Origin of the sequence: Duncaniella dubosii (genome assembly GCF_004803915.1) — a bacterium.
GTDB lineage: Bacteria > Bacteroidota > Bacteroidia > Bacteroidales > Muribaculaceae > Duncaniella > Duncaniella dubosii.
On the sequence record NZ_CP039396.1, the window covers coordinates 283,455 to 306,757 of the forward strand.

Consider the following 23,303-nt stretch of genomic DNA (forward strand, 5'->3'; position numbering starts at 1 on the left):
GCGTGGATTTAGTTTGTCATGGGACACCAAGTCCTTTAATATTTAAAGAACATATCTCTTTCATCCAAAATAAAACGAATCAAAAAATCATTGATTACAAGTTCAGAGGAAAAGAAAAAACTGGATGGAGAGCTTATATAAAATATATTTATCCGGATGGAAAATCTGAGAAAAAAATTTGGGGGAATGACTTTTTCGCATATAGCTTTTACAAGTCACGATTTAATCGTAAAAGTTGTTTTTCATGTGGTTTCTCAAGATCTGAGAGAGTAGGAGATATTACATTATCTGATTTCTGGAATGCAGAAAAATATTATAAGCCCCTACGGCTTCAACGTAAATATGGTTTTAATTTGATTATGTGTAATAATCAAAAAGGTCAGAATCTCTTAAGAAAAATTTCAAGTGACATTGAATCAATAACACTCCCTGTTGATGTAGCCATAAAAGGAGATGTTCGCCTCCGACACTCTGAACCGATACCACCTGAACGTGATTCAATATTCGAGGAATTTTATTTACATGGATATGAGTGGTTAACCAAAAACCGATGTATCCGTCATAGTTGGAGAAATAAAATAATTCCTATATTTATCAAGAACTTAATTTACGAAATTAAGGCACGAATATGACTATTGGTATATTAACGCGCCGATATGGTTACAATATGGGCTCGACATTACAAGCATTTGCAATGAGCGAGATGCTAGCCAGTTTTGGCCATAAGGTAGAAATTATTAATTATGATGAAACGGCAGCTCACTTTAAATGGAAAATTAGACCGTTTTTAGAACGGCTGATGTATAAGTTATGGATTCCTCCTACTGGTGCTAAAAGAAATTATCTTAGTCATAGGATTTCTCAAGAAAAGAAATTTAATGAATTTGAAAATAAATACATTCCATTATCTAAAGAAAAAATAAGGAGTAAAAGACAGCTCACTCAAATTTCTAAAAAATACAATAAGATCGTCATTGGTAGCGATCAAATATGGAATCCTTTTTTATATGATCCAGTATTTTTCGGAGAGTTCCTACCAGTATCTGAAAGAAAAAAGATAATAGCTTATGCTCCAAGTCTCGGAGTAGGAAATTCCGAAGAAATTCTTACTGAGCAGAAGTCACTAATTAACTCACTTTCATTTATTTCCTGTAGGGAAGAAAAAGGTGCAGATGTTCTTAAAGAAATTACAGGCAGAAAAATCCCCGTAGTTCTTGATCCAACCTTAATGGTAAATCGGGAAATCTGGGATAAGATTGCAGATGAACATTCTGTCGATGGACTTCCAGATGATTTTATTGTTACTTATTTTCTTGGAAAAGATATCCATCAGATGGAGTTAGATTCTCTTTCAATAAAGTATAATGCTAAGATTATAAACATCTCAATGTTTAATAAGCCTAATGCTATCAATGCTTTTTGCCATCTTAAAAATTTAGGTCCAGGTGAATTCCTATATTTGATAAAGCATGCAAAATATGTTGCTACGGATTCGTTCCATGCCACAATTTTTTCTTGGATATTTCAGACTGAATTTAAAACTTTCATGCGTTTTAAATTACGGGACAAAGAGAGCCAAAATTCAAGAATAGAGACTTTATTAAGCCTATTTGAAGTTAAAGACAAGATTATTGAGGCAAAAAAAAATAGTAAAGATTTCTTATCCCTATATCTTAAATGACAATTTTGCATTATACCATCGGTTTACCACCAAAACGTCACGGAGGGAGCGTGCAATATGCATCGGATTTAATGCACGAACAAGCTCGCCAAGGACACAATGTTTATGCCTTGATTTGTGGTGACACTCTATTCCGAGCTACCGAGTGTAGATTCAAAAAAAGCCATAAAGTTAGAGATATAAAAGTAATCAAACTTACTAACCCTACTACTCCGACACTCCTATATGGAGTTAAAACTCCAGCCTCTCAGTTTCGTGATGTAAAAGTCAATCTTAGAAATATCCAAGAGTTTATTCGCAAGAATGACATTAAAATTTTTCATATCCATACGTTTATGGGGCTACCACAAGCTATCGTAAGGAGTTTGAAGGATATGAATATAAAAATAATCTATACGACTCATGATTTTTATGGTATATGCCCCAAGAACAATTTAATTGATTACAATGGGAATTTATGTTCAGGTCCAAAATCAACAAATTGTGCAATATGTTGTCATAGCTCTATGTCAGATTATGCGCTAAGATTATGTAATTCATCTCTTTATCATTGGAGTAAATGGTTGCGATTACCTAAAAAGAAGTTAATTTCAACTATACATAAGCCTACTGATACGCCCCAATTTATTCCAACAAATGAAATTATTAAAAATTATGCTATATTAATAGAGTATTATCAATCATATTTTAATTTAGTTGACTATTTCCATTTTAATAGTAAACAGACAGAATCAATATTTCGACAATTTCTCCCTAATATTAAAGGGCACTCAGTACCTGTCACAACGGCAAAAATAATAGACCGAAGAAAGAAACTCATCCTTAACGAGTGTTTGACGTTTGGTTTTATAGGCAGTTTAAGTGAATACAAAGGATTTCCAATTCTTAAATCTGTAATAAAAGAACTATATCATGATGGATTAAAAAATATCAAGATTAAAGTTTATGGAACAGCTGAAATTGGCATTGATATAGATATACCTTCTATAGAATACTGCGGACTTTATAAATATGATAATTTATCCGATATTCTATATCATTTAGATGGAATTATAGTTCCATCTAAATGGCATGAGACATTTAGCCTTATCACTCTTGAAGCTCTATCTCATGGAATACCAGCAATTGTAAGTGATACTGTAGGTGCTAAAGAAATCATAAAAGAAATTGATAGTAAGTTCATTATAAATAACAGAGAGTCGCTTAAAAACAAGTTGAAAGACATTCTACAATCACCAGCACAATTAGAGAAGTTTAATGATAAATTATTACTCATGAACTTCAATTTTTCAATAAAAGACCATACTCAAAAGATTCTTGACATTTACAAACTTAATAATTAATGAACGGTAGAACAATCTTTCGACTATATAATCAGGTAAAATATATATTCATCCTCATTGGATGGATTTACAAAAAAAATTTTTATGGCCTTTTAAATCTTGGCTCTACTGGAGTGGCATAATGTTTCGTTATGCTTATTATAAATATAATTTTAATACCTGTGGAACGAATGTTTCAATTCATCCTAAGGTATATTTTAAGCATATCGACAAGATTAAGTTAGGAAATAATATTTCGTTTCATCCTTTATGCTACATTGACGGTGAAGGTGGTATTGAAATTGGGGACGACGTTTCAATCGCACATAATGTTACAATTATGAGTTCAAATCATGGTTGGAACAATGAAGATATTCCTATAAAATACAATCCAAAATCATATGGTAAGGTTGTGATTGAGAATGATGTATGAATTGGTTGTGGAGCATGGATTATGGCAGGTGTTAATATTGGTTCTCTATGTATAATCGCTGCTGGTGCAGTCGTTACACACGATTGTGAATCAAATGGTATTTATGGTGGAATACCAGCAAAATTAATCAAACGTATTTAATTACAATGATTCGGTAAAAATTACCGAAGTAGTTGAAACTTAAGTTAATATGTCGAATTGTCAAATACAAATGAATCGCCAAAGCGTTCATTATAAAACACTTATACCATGAACGTATTGGCGATTCTCAAAGACTTCACCTTTCGGTGTAAGTCGGTATTTGAAAATACTACAACCAAGATGAGCAAAAGGTTCCTCAACTGGCTGATTTTAACAATACGCACTGTAGCGTTGATTCCGGGCAAAGTCAATTTTACCCGGCTGTCGCGCTATGGCGGTCGTACAGCCAAGACCTTTGCCTCCAATTTCAAGACATCCGTAGACTGGATGAAAGTCAACATAGGTATGGCGCAGGATTGTTTTGGGCCGGCCGATGACATGGCAGTGGCAATCGATCCGTCGTTCATTTCAAAAGCAGGCAGACTGACGTATGGCATAGGCCGTTTCTGGTCAGGGGTGGCACAACGTGTCAAACGCGGTCTGGAGATAATGGCGATCGGGGCAATAAGTCTGAGTAAACATACATGCGTGATGCTCGGTGCTGTCCAGTCACCGAACTTCAGGACTCTTGAATCTGAGAAACAAATGTCAATGCTTGACTGGTATGTGGCACTTGTCAGGTCAAAGGCGACAGAGCTGCTCTCACTGACGGATATTCTGGTTGCCGATGCCTTTTTCTCCAAATATGAGTTTGTAAATGAAGTGATTGGCATGGGATTTCGATTTGTCGGGAGATTACGTGCCAACTCATATCTGAGGTATCTGGCCATACCGGATTCCTCCGCCCCGCGAAGACGCGGCAGAAAGAAAAAGTATGGAGAGAAAGTGGATTTCTCCAATCTTGATATGTCCGTGTTCACCTCATTCATATATGAGGATTCCAAAGGAAACAAAAACCGATGTCACACGGCGGTCGTACATTCGAGGGCATTGAAACGCGACATCCGTATCGTGGTCTGTCCGGTTGAAAACGCAGAGCCTCTTCTTTACTTCTCTACAGACACCAATATGAGGTCTGAAAAGATCATCGGTTTCTACCGCACCCGCTTTCAGATTGAGTTCGGCATACGCGATGCCAAACAGTTTACAGGACTCCAGTCGCAACAGACACGCGACAAAGACCGGCTTGACTTCGCATTCAATCTTTCCTTCACTGCACTCAATGTCTGCAAGGAGGTCATAAGGAAAGATTATCCGGATCTTTCGTTAGCACAGTTCAAACGGCTTATGTTTGAATCTTATCTCGCCTCAACAATTATTTCGACTTGCGGAAAATCTCCGCATCTCAAAATAATTCAGAAAATAAATCATCGGTTGGCTCAGTTAGCGGCTTAGCCTAGGCTGAACAACCTCAAATTTTACCGAATCATTGTAATTACAATGAACGTTTTATTCTTATCAAATAGTATTGGTGGTCTAAAATCTTTTCGAATGGAACTCATCGAAGAACTGCTAAAACTGGGGAATAATGTTGGCATTTGTTCTCCTTGTGAAATATCTGCAGACTTCTTCTCCAAAATGGGATGTAAAGTATATCCTATTAAATTGAGCAGACATGGAAAAAATCCATTTAAAGAACTAAGTTTACTTAAAGCCTACAAAGATGTAATTAAGAAATTTTGTCCTGACGTAGTCTCTGCATACACAATTAAGCCAAACATATATGGAAGCATAATCTGTCATAAGCTTAAAATACCAATAATATGTAGCGTCACTGGTTTAGGGACGGCTGTTGAAAACAGAGGCATCATGCAAATAGTCAGTGTGGCTATGATGAAATATTCAATGAAATTAGCTAATCACGTGTATTTCCAAAACCTAGAAAGTCAACAATTTTTCAAAAGACATGGAATAAAACTCAAAGCGCAATCATTGGTAGCCGGATCAGGAGTAAATCTTGAGAAATTTGTATTCAAAGAGTATCCATCTACTGATAAGCACATAAATTTTTTATATACAGGACGTATACTTGAAGCAAAAGGCATCGGATTATATCTGAACGCAGCAAAAAAACTCAAAGCAGAAAATCCAAATCTTAATTTCCACATTGTTGGAATAAAAGATGATGAGAAATATTCAAAAATGGTGGATGAATTTGCTGAAAAAGGAATTATTATATTTCATGGCTATCAGAAAGATCCACGGAAGTTCATCGAGCTATCTCATTGTCAGATTCATCCGACATATTACCCGGAAGGAATGAGCAATGTCCTTTTAGAAAGTGCAGCAATGGGTAGACCTGCTATTACCACAGATAAAAGTGGATGTAAAGAAATCGTAGATGATCGTATTACAGGCTATATCATCAAACAACGAGATGAAAATGCACTAATCGAAGCTATAAGAAAATTTATATCACTTCCTTTTAATCAAAAAAGAGATTTTGGTTTGAATGCACATAACAAAGTGGCAAAGTATTTTGATAGAAAAATTGTTGTGGATGAGTATATCAAAAAAATGGAATTGTTAACTAAATCAAACTAAATTCACATAAATGAAAGTTGCTATCGTCGGGACGCAGGGCGTTCCGGCAAATTATGGCGGATTCGAGAGTCTTGTCGAGAATCTGCTGGGAGTCCATTGTCCTGAAAATGTGGACTACACGGTGTTCTGTTCATCAAAGGATATGCCCGAGAGGCTTCCTCAGTACAAAGGTGCGACACTCAAGTATGTCGGTCTTCACGCCAACGGAGCACAGTCAATTCCATACGACATTCTTTCAATGTGCCGTGTAATCAGCGGATATGACGTAGTCCTTGTCCTGGGAGTGTCCGGTTGTCTTTTCATGCCAGTCCTGAGGACACTGTGCCGTAGTAAAATCATCGTGAACATCGACGGACTGGAACATCGACGAGCGAAATGGGGCAAAATGGCTCGCTGGATTCTCCGCACGTCGGAATCTATGGCTGTTAAGTTTGCTGATATTGTAGTCTCTGACAACAAAGGGATACAGGATTATGTAACTACGACATACGGTAAGCCGTCGGAACTTATAGCCTACGGAGGAGACCATGTGAAACGGGAGCTTACAGACGATTTTATCGATTCTACCCTTGACACATACGGATTGAAAAAGGGAGACTACGCTATAACCGTATGCAGGATCGAGCCCGAAAATAACAGTCACATTATTCTTGAAGCCTTCTCTAAGACAGATAAGACACTGGTATTCATTGGCAACTGGAATCACAGCGAATATTCAAGAAAACTTAAAGAGGATTATTCAAAATACCCCAATATAAAAATCCTTGATGCCATCTATAACCTCGATATTCTATATGCACTCCGTTCAAATGCCGGAATCTATATGCACGGCCACAGTGCGGGTGGAACAAACCCGTCTCTCGTAGAAGCAATGTTCTTCGGTATTCCAATTATAGCCTGCGATGTTGTCTATAACCGAGAAACGACAGAAAACAAAGCTTACTACTTTAAATCTACTGACGACATTATTTCCCATATAAATTCCACGTCCCTTAACGGACAGGAAATGGTCGAGATTGCCGGCCGTCGTTACACTTGGAAACATATTTCAGATCAATACTGTAAACTATATCAATAACATATTTATGAAAGGAATCGTACTTGCCGGTGGGTCGGGCACACGCCTCTACCCCATCACCAAGGGGGTATCGAAACAGATGCTCCCAATCTATGACAAACCGATGGTCTACTATCCGGTCTCGACCCTCATGCTGGCGGGAATCAGGGATATACTGATCATCTCGACCCCGACAGACCTCCCCGGATTCAAGCGCCTCCTTGGCGACGGCAGCGACTACGGAGTCAGGTTCACATACGCCGAACAGCCATCGCCCGACGGCCTCGCACAGGCATTCATCATCGGCAGGGACTTCATCGGCGATGACTCCGCATGCCTTGTCCTCGGCGACAACATCTTCCACGGAGCAGGATTCTCCGGCGTGCTGAAGGACGCAGTGAGGACAGCCGAGGAGGATGGCAAGGCAACGGTGTTCGGCTACTGGGTCGACGATCCCGAACGCTACGGCGTGGCCGAGTTTGACAAGAACGGCAACTGCCTGTCGATTGAGGAAAAACCCGAGCACCCGAAGAGCAACTATGCCGTCGTCGGCCTCTACTTCTATCCAAACAAGGTGGTGGACGTGGCTGCGCGCATCAAGCCGTCAGCACGTGGCGAGCTCGAAATCACAACCGTAAATCAGGAATTCCTCAAGGACGGCGAACTGAAGGTCCAGACCCTTCCACGTGGTTTCGCATGGCTCGACACCGGCACACACGATTCACTCGCCGAAGCCTCAATCTATGTCGAGGTGCTCGAAAAACGGCAGGGGCTCAAGATCGCATGCCTCGAGGGCATAGCCTACCGTCAGGGATGGATCTCACGCGAGCGCATGGTTGAAATCGCCCGTCCCATGCTCAAGAACCAGTACGGACAGTACCTCATGAAAGTGGTTGACGAAATCGACCGCACTGACACACCCAATCTTGACTGAATATGAACGTAATCGAGACATCAATCCCCGGAGTTGTCATAATCGAGCCGCGCATCTTCAAGGATGCCCGTGGCTATTTCTTCGAGAGCTATTCGAAAAAGGAGTTCGACGAAAAGGTGCGTCCGGTCGACTTTGTGCAGGACAACGAATCATGCTCGGCCTACGGCGTCATGCGCGGACTCCATTTCCAGCGTCCGCCGTTCGCACAGTCAAAACTTGTGCGTTGCGTTAAAGGCCGTGTGCTCGACGTGGCCGTCGACATCCGCAAAGGCTCCCCAACCTACGGCAGACACGTGGCCGTCGAACTCACGGAGGACAACCACCGCCAGTTCTTCATACCCCGCGGATTCGCCCACGGATTTGCCGTCCTCAGCGACATTGCGGTGTTCCAGTACAAATGCGACAACTATTACCACCCGGAAGCCGACGGCGGAATCTCGATACAGGATGAATCGCTTGGAATAGACTGGCTGATTGACCCCACGAAAGCTATCCTGTCCGAAAAGGATCTAAACCATTCAGTCCTTGCCGGTTTCGATTCTCCATTTGATTTCAACATAGACCAGTACAAAAAATGAACATACTTGTAACAGGAGGCAACGGCCAGCTTGGGAACTGCCTCCGGAACGCCGTCAAAGGTTCAAAAGACAATTACATCTTCACCGATGTCGCAGAACTTGACATCACGGATGCCAAGTCTGTCAGACAGATGGTTATGGATAACGACGTAAAGGTAATCGTCAACTGCGCCGCCTACACCAACGTGGACAAAGCCGAGGACGATACCGAGCTCGCAGAACTGCTTAACGCAACAGCTGTCCGCAACCTCGCGGAAGCCGTAAAAGAAAACGGCGGCACCCTCATCCAGATTTCAACGGACTATGTCTTCGGCAAAGAGCCATACAACGTCCCCTGCCGGGAAGACCAGAAGGGCACACCCACGGGTGTCTACGGCCTCACCAAGCTCCACGGCGAGCAGCAAATCGCAGAATCAGGCGTTAGATCACTCATATTCCGTACCGCATGGCTATACAGCGAATACGGCAGGAATTTTGTGAAGACAATGCTAGCCCTGACATCGACCAAACCGCAGCTGAAGGTCGTGTTCGACCAGGCCGGTACGCCAACATATGCTCAGGACCTTGCCGATGCAATCTTCCACATCATCGAGAACAGGAAGATGGAAGGAAACGAAGGCATATACCACTATTCCAATGAAGGTGTATGCTCTTGGTTCGATTTCACAAAGTCCATCGCGGAACTCGCCGGCAACACCTCATGCGATATACAGCCATGCCACTCCGACGAGTTCCCATCCAAAGTGATACGTCCCTCATACTCCGTCCTTGACAAATCTAAATTTAAACAGACTTTCGGCATGAAAGTTCCTTACTGGACCGATTCTCTCAAAACCTGTATCAAAAATCTCAAAGAAAATGAAGCGTAATATACTAATAACCGGCGGAGCCGGTTTCATCGGCTCACACGTGGTGCGCCTTTTCGTAAACAAGTACCCCGACTACCGCATCGTCAACCTCGACAAGCTGACCTATGCCGGCAACCTCGCAAACCTCAGCGACATCGAGGACATGCCAAACTACACATTCGTCCGGGCTGACATCTCCGACCTTGAAGAAATGCGACGTATCATCAGGGAATACGAGATTGACGGCATCATACATCTCGCCGCCGAGAGCCATGTCGACCGCTCGATTAAAGACCCGTTCACTTTCGCCCGCACAAATGTCATGGGCACTCTTGCCTTGCTACAGGCCGCCAAGGAATACTGGGAGTCACTTCCTGAAAGATATGAAGGCAAAATGTTCTACCACATATCCACCGATGAAGTCTATGGCGCTCTTGAGCTGACAAACCCCGAGGGTATCGAATCGCCTTTTACAACCACAGCATCCTCCTCTGAACACCACCACGCTTACGGCACAGAGTTCTTCCTCGAAACAACAAAATACAACCCGCATTCACCCTATTCGGCATCGAAGGCCTCTTCTGACCACTTTGTCCGCGCCTACCACGACACATACGGTATGCCAACGCTCGTGACAAACTGCTCCAACAACTACGGCCCTTATCAGTTCCCTGAAAAGCTGATACCGCTGTTTATCAACAACATCCGTCACCGCAAGCCACTTCCTGTCTACGGAAAGGGCGAGAACGTACGCGACTGGCTCTATGTCGTCGACCACGCCCGAGCAATTGACACCATATTCCACAATGGCAAGGTTGCCGAGACATACAACATTGGCGGCTTCAACGAGTGGAAAAACATCGACATCATCAAGGTAGTAATCCGCACAGTCGACCGTCTGTTAGGCAATCCCGAAGGCTACTCCGACGAACTCATCACCTACGTCACCGACCGCCTCGGCCACGATATGCGCTACGCCATCGACTCCCGCAAACTCCAGCGCGAACTCGGCTGGGAACCATCCCTGCAGTTCGAGGAAGGAATCGAAAAAACCGTCCGCTGGTATCTCGACAATCAGGAATGGATGGACAACATAACCTCCGGAGAATACGAAAAATATTATGAGGAGATGTATAAAAACACAATAGTTCGGTAAAATTTGCATATTCAATTGAATATCAATAAGATGCAACAATAATTCAATATCAATGCAAACTATTGTATATCAGTGCGATACAGCTATGCCTGCTCAAAAATTACCGAACTGTTGAAAACAGATAACTCTCCAAAATTCCAATATTAAATGTACAATAATGATCTTCACCAAGCGTATCGCACTTTCTTTGGGAAGGGCGATGCGCTTTATCAGTTATTTGCGCCTTACCGTATATGTCCATTGGGGGCGCATGTCGACCATCAGCACGGTCTTGTAAGCGGGTTCGCTTTCGATTCGGGAATAGAGTTTCTGTTCTCGGCAACCGACAACGGAAAAGTCGAGATGGCCTCTCTGTCATTCGAAGGTCTGATGACGTTCAATGTACAGCGACCAGTCGATGAGAAACAAGGCAACTGGGGCGACTATCTGCGGGGAGCCGTCTGGGCGCTGCAACAGGATTTCAGGCTTGACAAAGGAATACGTGGAATTGTCAAAGGTTCTATGCCTATAGGTGGGCTGTCGTCGTCGGCAGCCCTTCTTTGTGGCTTTGTGATGGCCATTGATAAGGTAAACCACCTCGAACTGACCCGCCAGCAGGTCATCGACTACGCCTCTATAGCCGAGCGGAAATATGTCGGACTCAACAACGGAATTCTCGATCAAGCATGCGTAGTGCTATGCGAAGCCGACAAACTTCTGTTTCTCGACACAGAGACAGGCGAACACCGCCTTATCCCCTTCGGAGGCGACAATCCCAGACCACTACCCTTCAAGCTTGGCATCTTCTTCTCCGGTGTCACCCGCAAACTGACCGGCACAGACTATAACCTGCGCGTCTCGGAATGCAAGACCGCAGCGTGGATTATGCAGGCATATGAAGGAGAGCACCTTAAGGAACTTGCCGACACGCGTCTGCGCGACGTGCCTGAAGAAAATCTTGAAAAATATGCCGAACGTATGCCTGCACGGTTCGCACGCCGTGCACGCCACTTCTTCACCGAGTGCGAACGTGTCCGAAAAGGAATCGAGGCATGGGAAGCCGGTGACATCGCACGGTTCGGACAATATGTCTTTGACAGCTGCGAAAGTTCGATGAATAATTACGAATGCGGCTCGCCGGAACTCATATCACTCCATAAGATAATGAGAAAGACCGACGGAATATTCGGCGGACGTTTCAGCGGAGCTGGATTCAAAGGAGCATGTATAGCCCTCGTCGATCCTGAAAAAATAGATTCAATCCGTGAGTCCGTGACAACTGAATACCTGAAAGAATATCCGCAGTACAAGGATTCATTCGAAATCTTCTTCTGCGACCCGGCAAACGGAGTCGATTTCCTCTGACCAATGCCATCACTACAATTATAATCCACTGAAGTCTATGAAAAATATAATAATAGCGGCCGGTTATGCCACACGTCTCTATCCTCTGACTGAAAACTTTCCAAAACCATTGCTAAAAGTCGGTGACCGAAATATCCTCGAACGCATGCTCGATGACATCGACCCGTTCCCTGAAATAGATTCACACATTATCGTGACAAACCATAAGTTCACACCAATATTTCAGGAATGGCTGAAAACAACCTCATATGAAAAAACGGTGACCATAATTGATGACGGGACTACATCAAACGACAAACGTCTCGGTGCGGTCCGCGATCTTCTTCTTGCCATCAAAGACTGTAACATCAATGACGACATAATGGTACTTGCAGCCGACAACATCCTTGAATTCTCACTCCGAGGATTTATCGACTATTTCAATGAAAAAGGGACATCAGTGATCATGTGCCATCACGAACCGGAACTGAAACGCCTTCAGCGCACCGGCGTAATAGCCGTCAACGACGAAATGAAAGTTCTCGAAATGCAGGAAAAACCCGAGACACCTGTTTCAAACTGGGCTGTACCTCCCTTCTACATATATTCAAAAAACGATCTACCTCTTATAAAAGAATGTCTTGACCACGGATGCGGGTTCGATGCCCCCGGAAATCTTGCCCACTACCTTACCGAGACCTCTGCCCTCCACGCATGGCCCATGCCGGCCGGACGCTTCGACATAGGCTCACTCGACTCCTATAAAGAAGCACAAATACGTTTCAGCTAACTTTTATCCCCAATTAAACACACATACACTTTTTATGAACATTCTAGTAACAGGCGCAGCGGGATTTATTGGTTCATACGTAGTCAGACGCTTTGCCGAACTCGGACATAATGTCACAGGTCTTGACAATATCAATACATATTACGACCACAGTCTGAAATATGCACGTCTCTCGGAAGCAGGAATAGCCCGGGAAGAGGCTGAAAAATGGTATAAATTCACCAAATCTTCAATGTATGGCGAGCATTACCGCTTCATCCGCATGAACCTCGAAGACACCGAGGCTATGAAAATGCTTTTTGCCAACGGAAATTTTGACACAGTAATCAACCTCGGGGCACAAGCCGGAGTAAGATATTCCATAACAAACCCGCATGCCTATATCGAAAGTAATGTCGATGGGTTCATAAACATTCTTGAGGGATGCCGTGACAACGGCGTAGGTCATCTGGTATATGCGTCATCCTCAAGCGTATATGGTCTTAACGGCAAAATTCCTTTCTCGGAACATGATGGTATCGCACACCCGGTGTCACTTTATGCCGCCACAAAGAAATCAAACGAGCTTATGGCTCATGCCTATTCAAAACTCTACGGACTCCCGACCACCGGTCTGCGATTTTTCACCGTCTATGGACCATGGGGACGCCCCGACATGTCGCCATTCCTGTTTATCGACGCAATTCTCCACGACAGACCGATAAAAGTGTTCAACAACGGCGACATGTGGCGCGACTTTACTTATATCGACGACATCGTTGAAGGAATCGTCCGTATAACCTCCGTAATTCCGCAGGGTAATAAAGACTGGGACGAGACTAATCCTGATCCGGCAACATCATCCGTTCCATACCGCATATATAACATCGGCAATTCCCAGCCAACACGCCTAATGGACTACATCCATTGCATCGAAAATTCAATCGGGCACGAGGCTCAAAAAGACTTCCTCCCCATGCAGCAGGGGGATGTCTATCAGACATACGCCGACTCGTCAGCCCTTGCCGAAGCCACAGGCTTCCGTCCGTCGACACCACTACAATCAGGTATCGACAGAACTGTTGCATGGTTCAAGGAATTCTATAATCTCTGAAACATTTAATCAAGCCCTATGAAAAAATACAATATTGCAGTCGCCGGTACAGGATATGTCGGTCTGAGCGTGGCGATACTACTCGCACAGCACAACCACGTGACCGCCGTAGATGTCATCCCTGAAAAAGTCGAAAAAATCAACAACCGCATTTCCCCGATTCAGGATGACTACATTGAAAAATATCTCGCTGAAAAGGCTCTTGACCTGACCGCCACACTCTATGGTGCAGAAGCATATCGCAACGCAGACTTCGTTGTCATAGCCGCACCGACGAACTATGATCCTGTAACAAACTATTTCGACACCCACCATATCGAAGATGTCATTGACCTTGTGCTTTCTGTCAATCCCAAAGCAGTGATGATCATAAAATCGACAATCCCGGTGGGATATTGCCGAAATCTCTATGTCAGATATGCGGCCAAGGGTGTCAAGATATTAAATCTGCTATTTTTCCCTGAGTTCCTTCGCGAATCAAAGGCACTCTACGACAATCTCTACCCTTCCCGCATAATAGCAGGAATCCCCAAGCTAATAAACCAACCACTGTTTGCCGAAGAGAACGAAGCAATCGAAAAGGTCGCTGATATCGAAAAACTCGACAAAGCTGCTCGCATATTTGTCGAACTGTTACAACAAGGCGCGTTAAAGCCTGACATCGATACTCTCTACATGGGGCTGAAAGAGGCGGAAGCGGTTAAGCTTTTTGCCAATACCTACCTTGCCCTGCGTGTGAGCTACTTCAACGAGCTTGATACATACGCCGAAGTAAAGGGCCTTGACTCCAAAGCTATTATCAATGGAATCGGATTAGACCCGCGCATCGGCAACCACTACAACAACCCGTCATTCGGCTACGGCGGTTACTGTCTTCCCAAAGACACTAAACAGCTCCTCGCTAACTATGCCAACGTTCCTCAGAACATGATGAGCGCCATAGTTGAAAGCAACCGCACCCGCAAAGACTTCATCGCTGACCAAGTACTTCACTTGGCAGGCTATTACTCTTCAAACAGTCAGTATAATGCAGAATACGAACAACCATGCACCATCGGTGTATATCGCCTGACAATGAAGTCTAACTCCGACAATTTCCGCCAGTCTTCAATACAGGGAGTCATGAAACGCATCAAGGCAAAGGGTGCGAAAGTCATAATCTACGAGCCAACCCTTGAGGATGGTTCTACATTTTTTGGTTCGATTATTGTTAACGACTTGGCTTCATTCAAACAGATGTCACAGTCAATCTTGGCAAACCGCTATGATGCCTGTCTTGATGACGTAATCGACAAAGTATATACAAGAGATATATTCCGTTGCGACTAACAGCAATGTAAACTGGCAAAAACTCATTACCGGGCTAACGAGAAAATCGCTGAAAGTGCAGTTTTATCTGACTTTCAGCGATTTTAATTTTGCGGAGTGAGCGAGATTCGAACTCGCGATACGCTTTTGACGTATACACGCTTTCCAGGCGTGCCTCTTCAGCCACTCGAGCATCACTCCATAGCTGTTATTCTCAACTGACAGCAATCGCAAATAGGTGGAAACTATTTTGCGGACGTTTGCAGGACTTCCTACAATAATACCGTAGCTTTTTAACGAGTGCAAAGATAGCTATTAAATTCGGATTATGCAAATTTTATCCGTTTCAAAAGCAAACCTCAAAACAAACAAAACCCACGGAAAAACACCGTGGGTTTATGCTGTCACAGACTCTGAGTCTGCAATTTTGCCGATAATTATTCAGCAGCGGGAGCTTCCTCTGCAGGAGCTTCTGCAGCCTCAGCTTCAGCAGCGGCGGCAGCGGCTTCAGCTTTCTTCTTTGCCACTTCCTCGGCCTTAGCCTTGTTCTTTGCCACTTCTGCTTCAAAGCGGTTCTTAGCGTCAAGCTCCTGCTTGTCGGCCATAGAGGCGCGGAGTTTGTCTACGCTCTGCTGCTTCTGAGCCTTCCATGCGTCGAAACGGCGCTGAGCTTCAGCTTCGTCAAACGCACCCTTCTTCACGCCACCCTGAAGGTGCTTCATGAGAAGTACGCCCTCGTTTGAGAGGATAGTGCGGACAGTGTCGGTGGGCTGTGCACCAACGTTCACCCAATACAAAGCACGCTCGAAGTTCAAAGTTACTGTAGCAGGATTAGTGTTCGGATTATATGAACCTATCCTTTCAATAAATTTACCATCTCGTGGTGCCCTGCTATCGGCGATTACAATAGGATAGAACGCATAGTTCTTACGACCATGGCGTTGCAGTCTGATTTTAGTTGCCATTAATTAGTTTGTGATTTGTATTGATTCGATTTTGGGTGCAAAGTTAGGTATTTTGCCTCAATCGGCCAAACAGTCCACAGGCGTGAACAGTCCGATAAAAACATGTTTAACTATTTTTAATACTTCATATTTCAAAATTCAAACTATTGATAGTAGTGAAAGGGGATGGCCCGAAGCCTTTTTATAATGACGACTATTTACAATTGGGAGCTAACATTTGCCGGAGACGAGACCTCGCCTGCGACTCCAAGACCCGGAACCATCCCGCGGACGCATCTGTCACAGATGTCACTATCGGTGTTTCGTAGCAGCCTAGCCTTCTTGGTTCGGCCGTTTTTTTCTATCAGTTCGAATGCAGATTGCGCGGATGATAAAGCCATCCCCTGTATTTGTGACCCATCGCACGGACAATATTGTGCCAATAAGAATCCTCCTCTCCCTCAAGCAACCGGCCAATCGAAGGTATTTCTGTCACAGCCCAGACGTTTTTCAAAAGCTCTCCGTCAAGCTGCTCCATATCCCAACCGCTATAACCGAGGAAAAACCGAATATGTCCATCAACGGCATAACCGAGGAAAAACCGAATATGTCCATCAACGGCATAACCGTCATTGACTATTGAGAGAACCGTATCAAAATCACCACCTATATATAATCCCGGTATTATTTCACGCGAATCAGGAATCAGGCCTCCGAGCGTGTGCATGAAATAAAGCCGGTCGCACGACATCGGGCCACCACAATAGACGGGGATGGCATCCGTAGCAGTCACAGAGGGCAATATATCCTGAAGAGTATAGGTAGTACGGTTATTTAGCACTATACCCATAGCCGACCCCTTCGGTTCATAATCGACAAGGCAGATGACAGCATGATGAAAATATCTTTCCCGCAGGAAAGGCTCGGCGACAAGAAGCGAACCGGGACGCGGAATACACCTCGTGTCTATGTCTATATTAAATATTAATGATTCAAAATCAATCATGGTTAAAATTCGCCTCCAGTCTTTATTCTAATGGATATTTTATTTGTTGCTGATTGTGCGTGTAAGCCTTCGGATTTTCCACCAATAAACTTATGCACCTCTAATTTAGTACATTTTGGCAGGAAAAACCAAGAAAAAGTGTTAAAATTATCAGTTGTACCCACAATCGGAACATTTGTGTTCCGATTGTGGGTACAACTGATATGCTTTAGTAACCGGAAAGCTCATGCAAGCTCTCCGATGAGAGTCGCCGACGATGAATCCACCACCTTGACTTTTACGGTATCTCCGACACGATAGCCCCCACGGGGAAACACAAGAGTTTTGTTTTGCTGATTACGTCCGACAAACTGTTCCTTAGAGCGTTTCGACACTCCTTCGACAAGCACATCGAATGTCTTGCCGACATCTTTTGCATTGCTTTCACGCGACAGCTCGTTTTGTAGTGCTATCATTCGGTTCAGGCGGTCGATTTTCACTTCCTCAGCCACATTGTCGGGCATCGTGCGCGCCGCAAGTGTCCCCGGACGCTCAGAATATTTGAACATAAACGATGAATCAAACCCGACCTCACGCATAAGCGAAAGTGTCTCCTGAAAATCCTCTTCCGTCTCATCATGGAAGCCGGTGAACAGGTCGGTTGAAATACCGCAGTCGGGAATCGCCCGGCGGATTGCTGCTATACGCCCGAGATACCATTCGCGCGTATATTTTCTGTTCATTGCCTTGAGCACCTTGTCTGACCCGGATTGGACGGGGAGATGGATGTGATTACAGAGATTTTCGTAAGACGCTATCACAGCAATTGTCTCGTCGCTCATATCCTTTGGATGCGATGTCGTAAAACGTATACGCATATCCGGAGCAGCCTCAGCCACCATTGCAAGAAGAGCCGGGAAATCAATCTCGCGTCCGTCAGGAGCAACGTAGCGATAGCTGTTGACGTTCTGACCAAGCAGAGTAGCCTCCTTAAATCCACGCGCACGGAGATCCGCAAGCTCTGCAAGAATGCTCTCGGCACTGCGCGAACGCTCACGTCCTCGCGTATAGGGGACGATGCAGTAGGAACAGAAATTATTGCATCCACGCATTATGCTGATAAATCCGGAGACAGGATTGCCTGTGATACGGGCCGGAATGATGTCACGATAGGTTTCTGTGGTGCTCAGTTCGACGTTGACAGCCTTCTCTCCGGCTTCGACAGAAGCAAACAGGTTTGGAAGGTCGAGATATGAATCAGGCCCTGCTACAAGATCAACCCCGTGACGGCTTACAAGCTCTTCGCGGACACGCTCGGCCATGCAGCCTATCACACCGATAATCAGTCTTGGAGCGTCTTTCGGCCGTTTGCGTCGGAGTGATGCAAGATAGGCGAGACGCGAAATGATTTTCTGTTCCGCATTGTCGCGGATCGAACATGTATTGATAAGCACCGCGTCAGCTTCTTCGACCGTAGGCACAATGTCATATCCCACCGTCTCCATGACGGAAGCCACGACTTCACTGTCGGCCACATTCATCTGGCAGCCGTAGGTTTCTATGTTTAATTTGCGTGATATGCTCATAATTAATCTGTAGATTCTTTGGCAATAAGCTCAAGATTCCTTAATTTTGTGTGCAAAATTACGAAAAACCGCGTAATGGTAAAAATTATATTATTACTGTTTTTTATCGGCGCAAGCTCTCTCTTCGAATATCTCAAAAAAAGGAGACAAGAGAGAGAAGAGTCGTCACATCCGTCTGATTCGTCAGACCTGATGACCATAAAGGCTAATCCGTTTGCGCAGTTTTTCAAAGCTGGAGCCATCGCAGCCACCAACCAACAGCCCGGTAGGAGACCTCATGTCAGGCCAAACCAATCCCCGGATCTCGATCAGGAAGTTCCGGCTTACAAATCCACGACAAAAAATCGTAAGACACCGCAGCCGTTTCTTCCCGGCGAACTTCATCAGTCACCGTTCGAAATGCCGCCAATGCCTGAGAAGACGCTCACTGATCTTGACGAAATCAATGACACCACGGTCTCTGCACAGAATAATCCGAATGACGACACCGAAAGGCACTATGCCCGATGGCGACAGGCAATAATTGACAGTGCGATCATAACGCCTAAATTCCGAACGCCGGACTGACGGAGACCGACCGCTCCCCTACTCTCCACATTAATCCACACTTATAGACAGAATTAATACATCAATAAACTCGCTCCTCCACTTAAATTCAGAAAAAGAGAAAAAAATTATGAAATTCCCCATCCTGACTCCCGAAGAGGCAGCTGAATTGTTCTTCAACGATGCCAAATGCGGATTTTCCGGTTTTACCGCTCCCGGTTCACCAAAAGTTGTCACACAAGCCATAGCCGCGAAGGCTGAAAAGCTACACGCTCAAGGCGAGCCATTCAAAATCAACATTATCACCGGAGCTTCTACCAGCGACAATTGCGACGGAGTGCTTGCTCGCGCCAATGCAATCGGCAAACGCACTCCCTATCAGAACCATCCTGACCTGCGTAAACGAATCAACGCCCACGACGCTCATTATTTCGATCTTCACCTTTCAGAAGCCGCACAGAAACTCCGCTACGGATTCTTCGGCGACAAACTCGACCTGGCCATCATCGAAGTCAGCGACATTCAGGATGACGGAACAGTGGTTGTCGGGACAGGTGTCGGCAACGTCCCCACCATCGCAGAGAAGGCCGACAAAATCATCATCGAGCTTAACGAAAAACTTCGCCATGCACTCTATGGCCTCCATGACATATATCTCCCCCTCGATCCTCCTCACCGCACCGAAATACCTATCTTCAAGCCGAGCGACCGCATCGGCTCTCCGGTGTTGAAAATCAATCCCGACAAGATTGTCGGAGTAGTCATGAGCGACCACTACGAAGGTGTAAAGGCATTCACTCCACTTGACGATACCACCAAACAGATCGGTGCCAATGTCTGCAAGTTCCTCATGTCCGAACTCCACGCCGGACGCATCCCAGCGTCTTTCCTTCCTCTCCAGTCAGGTGTAGGCAACGTAGCAAATGCCGTTCTCTACGGTCTCGCAGACGCCAAGGAAATTCCCCCATTCGAAATGTATACCGAAGTGATGCAGGACGCTGTCATCGACCTTATGAAAAAAGGCCGTTGCAAATTCGGTTCGTCATGCTCTCTCACCGTCAGCAACGAAGTTGAGGACGAGGTGATCGACAATATCGAATTCTTCAAGGAACATCTTGTGCTCCGCCCCTCTGAAATATCAAATAACCCCGAAGTAATCCGCCGACTCGGTGTCATCGCAATGAACACCGCTCTCGAAGCCGACATATTCGGCAACATCAACTCGACCCATGTGACAGGCACAAAGATGATGAACGGCATCGGTGGTTCAGGCGACTTCACCCGCAACGCTTACATCTCAATCTTCTCCTGCCCCTCTATCACAAAGGAAGGAAAGATTTCAAATATCGTCCCGATGGTGTCGCATGTCGACCACACCGAACATTCGGTAGACATCATCGTAACTGACCAAGGCATAGCCGACCTCCGAGGTCTTGATCCGGTGGAACGCGCACACGTGATCATCGATAACTGTGCACATCCGATTTACCGCGAACTGCTCCGCGACTACCTCAAGCTGAGCACTCACGGAGGCCAGACCCCCCACACTCTCCACGCATCGCTCGCATTCCACACAGAGTTCCTCTCGTCGGGCGACATGCGTAACGTTGACTGGTCAAAATTCGCATAAAACAAAATTAGTTTCATACGAACCATAAAAACAAATCACTCCGGCGAAATGGACTGTCGCCGGAGTGATTTGTTTTTATATTCCAAAGCGGATCACTTATATTTCGACTCGGCCAAGGCTGTAAGAGACTCGTAGAACGATGGAGACAGAAGCTCGGAGAGAGCCACGGCACGGTTATCGAGAAGCGACGCTATGATACGGTGACCTATGAACCGGCCTGCCATCCCCGGGACTTCCGGCCCGACTACAGAAGTGAAAGGAGCCGGCGATATCAGCGACGACGCAAGTTGCCGATCACTGCTGAAAAGATATTTACGGCCCACAATTTCTCCCCACAGCTTATGCTCGTTTTTGTTAAGCCATTCCATCTGCCGATCGTCATAGCCGAGTGCCGTCTGCTCGCTGACCCCGCCAATCTGCATAACGGCCTCGACAAGCACCCCTTCATATAGAATCCGGGACAGCACAGTCGGATAATCACCTTCCGGCGCGTATGGGAAATCACGATGCAGCAATGTCTCGACAATATCCGGAATGACACGCGCAGGAATCTTGCGCACACGCAGGTAGTCCGGGAAATATCCATACGGAGGATAATTCTCTCCAAGATAGTGATTGAGACCTACATACAAAAAAGTATCGACCGTAAAAACCGACTGTCTGAACGGAGATATGACGGCATAGACCGACGGAAAACTCTTATCATGAAAAAGCCTTGCATAGTGAGCTTTCACCGTCCCGAGCTGCGATTCAAGCCTGTCTGTATTTTCCCACAGTGAATCTACGGCAGTCTCATGTATTCTCACTGACGGATTCGACATATATGCAGTATATGTCGAATCATTCAGACTGCCATAGCCCGACACTTTGAATAACGCTTCGGCCGGGGCAATAAATCCGTCGGCCAAAGGCCATCCATCGCGGAACACATGGTCAAGACGTCCGACCTTGACGGATGGGTCAGAACCGGCAGATGAACAACCGGTCAATACTGACGCTCCTGCCAGCCCGGCAAGAATAAATAGACATAACAGTGGCATATATATTATATAGGTGGAGACTTGCTGTTTCTTCATAAAATTAAATTTTGAATCGGAATACACCGGTTGAAGCTTAAAAATAATTATTTAACACATCCATTATTGAACAAAAGGTATGGGTATGATTGTTCAAAAGTAGCTATTTTTTGGCATTTACTCACAAAATTCAGTCCAATAAGAGGCATTTAGGGATAGTTTTGCTAACTTTGCCCAAAATTTGGCTAAGATTTTCACTTATGTCACTGACACGTATCATACGACTATTTATCATCATTATGCTCCTGCCTGTTGTCTCCCGCGCCGAGACCGACAGGGAATTTATCGTAATGATTGATCCGGGCCACGGAGGCAAGGATGCCGGAGCGCTCGGCCGACGGACCAACGAAAAGACCGTCAACCTTGCGGTAGCAAAGAAACTGCGCAAACTCATCGAATCAGACATGAAAAATGCCAGAGTCGAAATGACCCGAGACGGCGATTTCTTCGTTCCGCTAAAAGGCCGCTCGGAAATGGCCAACCGTAAACACGCCGACATCTTCGTGTCAATCCACGCCAATTCCATTGACAAGAAATCGCCCCTACACAACACAATCAATGGTGCGGCCGTCTATACTCTCGGATTACGCAAAAGCGACACTAACCTGAGCCTTGCCATGCGAGAGAATGAAGTGATAAAGCTCGAGCCTGACTACACTACCACCTATGAAGGCTTCGATCCTTCATCGGCCGAAAGCTATATAGCCTTCGAGATGATGCAGCTCACCAACATGGACCAGAGCATCGCACTCGCCGAGGCGGTTCAGAATGAGCTTGTGCGCACAGCCGGTCGCAAGAACAACGGTGTACGCCAAGAACCGTTCTGGGTGCTTGTCGGCACAACCATGCCTGCAATTCTTGTCGAGCTTGATTTTATCTGCAACCCGGCCATGGAAAAATTCATGGCTTCCGAAAGCGGACAGCAGAAACTTGCCCTTGCAATCTTCCGTGGCATCGAACGCTACCGCAAAAACACCGTCAAGTCTGTCGACAAGGCATCGCCTACCACAAGCGACATACGCAAGGCCGAGCGCCAGACAGCCCAACGAGAAATCGAAGCCGACAAAAAAGCTGCCACTGTTGAAAAGAAGACACGGACAGACATCACTCCGACCAAAGGGCAGATAATATATAAAATCCAGTTTCTCACCTCTCCGACCAAACTCAGAAACAAGGATTCAAGACTCAAAGGACTGTCTCCGATTGATTTCTATAAAGACGGAGGGTCGTTCAAATACACCTACGGCACATACCGCACGCAACCCGACGCGGCTTCCGACCTAAAAAAAATAAAGAAGCGCTTTCCCGACGCGTTCATCATCAGAACCCGCGACGGCAAACGAATCAAATAGCTGTCAACATAAACCATAAGAACAAATAACAGTCAA

At 45.2% G+C, this 23,303-nt stretch carries 22 protein-coding genes and 1 tRNA gene; 18 read left to right on the forward strand and 5 right to left on the reverse strand.

Translation table 11 applies throughout. The features are described 5' to 3' along the window. The first annotated feature begins 2 nt into the window (after positions 1-2). The 15 genes from E7747_RS01170 (at position 3) to E7747_RS01240 (ending at position 15,169) form a co-directional block, all read left to right on the forward strand. Complete coding sequence (locus E7747_RS01170) at positions 3-632, forward strand: Coenzyme F420 hydrogenase/dehydrogenase, beta subunit C-terminal domain (RefSeq protein WP_262710054.1); 630 nt, start codon at positions 3-5, stop codon at positions 630-632. 35 nt (positions 633-667) lie between these two features. Further along, on the forward strand, positions 668-1,681 hold the full coding sequence (locus tag E7747_RS01175) for a polysaccharide pyruvyl transferase family protein (protein ID WP_168185176.1): 1,014 nt from the start codon (positions 668-670) through the stop codon (positions 1,679-1,681). Then, the gene (locus E7747_RS01180; protein WP_136413558.1) at positions 1,678-3,024 is read left to right on the forward strand and encodes a glycosyltransferase; all 1,347 of its coding nucleotides are present in this window, start codon (positions 1,678-1,680) and stop codon (positions 3,022-3,024) included. The genes E7747_RS01175 and E7747_RS01180 overlap by 4 nt, the downstream gene beginning before the upstream one ends. A 61-nt stretch (positions 3,025-3,085) precedes the next feature. Then, positions 3,086-3,436: an acyltransferase gene (locus E7747_RS01185; RefSeq protein ID WP_136413559.1), complete on the forward strand. Its 351-nt coding sequence runs from the start codon at positions 3,086-3,088 to the stop codon at positions 3,434-3,436. Between the two features lie 249 nt (positions 3,437-3,685). After that, entirely contained in the window at positions 3,686-4,912 is a 1,227-nt protein-coding gene (locus E7747_RS01190) for a transposase (protein ID WP_136413561.1), read from the forward strand. Between the two features lie 45 nt (positions 4,913-4,957). Continuing rightward, the gene (locus tag E7747_RS01195; protein ID WP_136413563.1) at positions 4,958-6,061 is read left to right on the forward strand and encodes a glycosyltransferase family 4 protein; all 1,104 of its coding nucleotides are present in this window, start codon (positions 4,958-4,960) and stop codon (positions 6,059-6,061) included. A 10-nt stretch (positions 6,062-6,071) separates the two neighbouring features. After that, a complete protein-coding gene (locus E7747_RS01200) occupies positions 6,072-7,139 on the forward strand; it encodes a DUF1972 domain-containing protein (protein WP_136413565.1) in 1,068 nt (355 codons plus the stop codon). A gap of 7 nt (positions 7,140-7,146) precedes the next feature. Next, positions 7,147-8,052, forward strand: coding sequence for a glucose-1-phosphate thymidylyltransferase RfbA (gene rfbA, locus E7747_RS01205; protein ID WP_136413567.1), 906 nt, complete (start codon positions 7,147-7,149; stop codon positions 8,050-8,052). 2 nt (positions 8,053-8,054) lie between these two features. Then, the gene (rfbC, locus tag E7747_RS01210; protein ID WP_136413569.1) at positions 8,055-8,630 is read left to right on the forward strand and encodes a dTDP-4-dehydrorhamnose 3,5-epimerase; all 576 of its coding nucleotides are present in this window, start codon (positions 8,055-8,057) and stop codon (positions 8,628-8,630) included. After that, the gene (gene rfbD / locus E7747_RS01215; protein WP_136413570.1) at positions 8,627-9,499 is read left to right on the forward strand and encodes a dTDP-4-dehydrorhamnose reductase; all 873 of its coding nucleotides are present in this window, start codon (positions 8,627-8,629) and stop codon (positions 9,497-9,499) included. The genes rfbC and rfbD overlap by 4 nt, the downstream gene beginning before the upstream one ends. After that, entirely contained in the window at positions 9,489-10,634 is a 1,146-nt protein-coding gene (locus E7747_RS01220; RefSeq protein WP_136413572.1) for a dTDP-glucose 4,6-dehydratase, read from the forward strand. The genes rfbD and E7747_RS01220 overlap by 11 nt, the downstream gene beginning before the upstream one ends. Positions 10,635-10,781: 147 nt before the next feature. Further along, the gene (locus E7747_RS01225) at positions 10,782-11,978 is read left to right on the forward strand and encodes a GHMP family kinase ATP-binding protein (RefSeq protein WP_123613075.1); all 1,197 of its coding nucleotides are present in this window, start codon (positions 10,782-10,784) and stop codon (positions 11,976-11,978) included. Positions 11,979-12,015: 37 nt separating this feature from the next. Continuing rightward, positions 12,016-12,747, forward strand: coding sequence for a nucleotidyltransferase family protein (locus tag E7747_RS01230; RefSeq protein WP_136413574.1), 732 nt, complete (start codon positions 12,016-12,018; stop codon positions 12,745-12,747). A 34-nt stretch (positions 12,748-12,781) separates the two neighbouring features. Continuing rightward, a complete protein-coding gene (locus E7747_RS01235) occupies positions 12,782-13,840 on the forward strand; it encodes an NAD-dependent epimerase (protein WP_136413576.1) in 1,059 nt (352 codons plus the stop codon). An 18-nt stretch (positions 13,841-13,858) separates the two neighbouring features. Next, positions 13,859-15,169: a nucleotide sugar dehydrogenase gene (locus E7747_RS01240; protein WP_136413578.1), complete on the forward strand. Its 1,311-nt coding sequence runs from the start codon at positions 13,859-13,861 to the stop codon at positions 15,167-15,169. A 92-nt stretch (positions 15,170-15,261) separates the two neighbouring features. Here the strand turns inward: E7747_RS01240 and E7747_RS01245 are convergent. From E7747_RS01245 to miaB, 4 genes are all read right to left on the reverse strand, one after another. Further along, positions 15,262-15,349: transfer RNA gene (locus E7747_RS01245), tRNA-Ser, on the reverse strand. Positions 15,350-15,585: 236 nt separating this feature from the next. Beyond that, positions 15,586-16,113 (reverse strand): 30S ribosomal protein S16, encoded by a 528-nt coding sequence (locus tag E7747_RS01250; protein WP_136413580.1) that lies wholly within the window; start codon positions 16,111-16,113, stop codon positions 15,586-15,588. 343 nt (positions 16,114-16,456) lie between these two features. Beyond that, positions 16,457-17,098: a YqgE/AlgH family protein gene (locus E7747_RS01255; RefSeq protein ID WP_136413582.1), complete on the reverse strand. Its 642-nt coding sequence runs from the start codon at positions 17,096-17,098 to the stop codon at positions 16,457-16,459. Between the two features lie 224 nt (positions 17,099-17,322). Beyond that, complete coding sequence (gene miaB, locus E7747_RS01260; RefSeq protein ID WP_136413584.1) at positions 17,323-18,663, reverse strand: tRNA (N6-isopentenyl adenosine(37)-C2)-methylthiotransferase MiaB; 1,341 nt, start codon at positions 18,661-18,663, stop codon at positions 17,323-17,325. A 75-nt stretch (positions 18,664-18,738) separates the two neighbouring features. Here miaB and E7747_RS01265 point away from each other — a divergent pair, with 75 nt between their 5' ends. Together E7747_RS01265 and E7747_RS01270 are read left to right on the forward strand one after the other, a co-directional pair. Continuing rightward, positions 18,739-19,230 (forward strand): hypothetical protein, encoded by a 492-nt coding sequence (locus tag E7747_RS01265; RefSeq protein WP_136413586.1) that lies wholly within the window; start codon positions 18,739-18,741, stop codon positions 19,228-19,230. 109 nt (positions 19,231-19,339) lie between these two features. Continuing rightward, positions 19,340-20,839: a succinate CoA transferase gene (locus E7747_RS01270; protein WP_136413588.1), complete on the forward strand. Its 1,500-nt coding sequence runs from the start codon at positions 19,340-19,342 to the stop codon at positions 20,837-20,839. A 92-nt stretch (positions 20,840-20,931) separates the two neighbouring features. Here the strand turns inward: E7747_RS01270 and E7747_RS01275 are convergent, their stop codons facing one another. Continuing rightward, positions 20,932-21,915: a gliding motility protein GldB-related protein gene (locus tag E7747_RS01275; protein ID WP_136413590.1), complete on the reverse strand. Its 984-nt coding sequence runs from the start codon at positions 21,913-21,915 to the stop codon at positions 20,932-20,934. A 200-nt stretch (positions 21,916-22,115) separates the two neighbouring features. Here E7747_RS01275 and E7747_RS01280 point away from each other — a divergent pair, with 200 nt between their 5' ends. Then, positions 22,116-23,267, forward strand: a complete 1,152-nt coding sequence (locus E7747_RS01280; protein WP_136413592.1) for an N-acetylmuramoyl-L-alanine amidase family protein — start codon at positions 22,116-22,118, stop codon at positions 23,265-23,267. Positions 23,268-23,303 lie beyond the last annotated feature (36 nt).

Coding starts and splice junctions, on each gene's coding strand:
- E7747_RS01175 (WP_168185176.1), top strand. CDS start 668: ATGGGCTCGACATTACAAGCATTTGCAATGAGCGAGATGCTAGCCAGT.
- E7747_RS01180 (WP_136413558.1), top strand. CDS start 1,678: ATGACAATTTTGCATTATACCATCGGTTTACCACCAAAACGTCACGGA.
- E7747_RS01185 (WP_136413559.1), top strand. CDS start 3,086: ATGGATTTACAAAAAAAATTTTTATGGCCTTTTAAATCTTGGCTCTAC.
- E7747_RS01190 (WP_136413561.1), top strand. CDS start 3,686: ATGAACGTATTGGCGATTCTCAAAGACTTCACCTTTCGGTGTAAGTCG.
- E7747_RS01195 (WP_136413563.1), top strand. CDS start 4,958: ATGAACGTTTTATTCTTATCAAATAGTATTGGTGGTCTAAAATCTTTT.
- E7747_RS01200 (WP_136413565.1), top strand. CDS start 6,072: ATGAAAGTTGCTATCGTCGGGACGCAGGGCGTTCCGGCAAATTATGGC.
- rfbA (WP_136413567.1), top strand. CDS start 7,147: ATGAAAGGAATCGTACTTGCCGGTGGGTCGGGCACACGCCTCTACCCC.
- rfbC (WP_136413569.1), top strand. CDS start 8,055: ATGAACGTAATCGAGACATCAATCCCCGGAGTTGTCATAATCGAGCCG.
- rfbD (WP_136413570.1), top strand. CDS start 8,627: ATGAACATACTTGTAACAGGAGGCAACGGCCAGCTTGGGAACTGCCTC.
- E7747_RS01220 (WP_136413572.1), top strand. CDS start 9,489: ATGAAGCGTAATATACTAATAACCGGCGGAGCCGGTTTCATCGGCTCA.
- E7747_RS01225 (WP_123613075.1), top strand. CDS start 10,782: ATGTACAATAATGATCTTCACCAAGCGTATCGCACTTTCTTTGGGAAG.
- E7747_RS01230 (WP_136413574.1), top strand. CDS start 12,016: ATGAAAAATATAATAATAGCGGCCGGTTATGCCACACGTCTCTATCCT.
- E7747_RS01235 (WP_136413576.1), top strand. CDS start 12,782: ATGAACATTCTAGTAACAGGCGCAGCGGGATTTATTGGTTCATACGTA.
- E7747_RS01240 (WP_136413578.1), top strand. CDS start 13,859: ATGAAAAAATACAATATTGCAGTCGCCGGTACAGGATATGTCGGTCTG.
- E7747_RS01250 (WP_136413580.1), bottom strand. CDS start 16,113: ATGGCAACTAAAATCAGACTGCAACGCCATGGTCGTAAGAACTATGCG.
- E7747_RS01255 (WP_136413582.1), bottom strand. CDS start 17,098: ATGATTGATTTTGAATCATTAATATTTAATATAGACATAGACACGAGG.
- miaB (WP_136413584.1), bottom strand. CDS start 18,663: ATGAGCATATCACGCAAATTAAACATAGAAACCTACGGCTGCCAGATG.
- E7747_RS01265 (WP_136413586.1), top strand. CDS start 18,739: ATGGTAAAAATTATATTATTACTGTTTTTTATCGGCGCAAGCTCTCTC.
- E7747_RS01270 (WP_136413588.1), top strand. CDS start 19,340: ATGAAATTCCCCATCCTGACTCCCGAAGAGGCAGCTGAATTGTTCTTC.
- E7747_RS01275 (WP_136413590.1), bottom strand. CDS start 21,915: ATGAAGAAACAGCAAGTCTCCACCTATATAATATATATGCCACTGTTA.
- E7747_RS01280 (WP_136413592.1), top strand. CDS start 22,116: ATGTCACTGACACGTATCATACGACTATTTATCATCATTATGCTCCTG.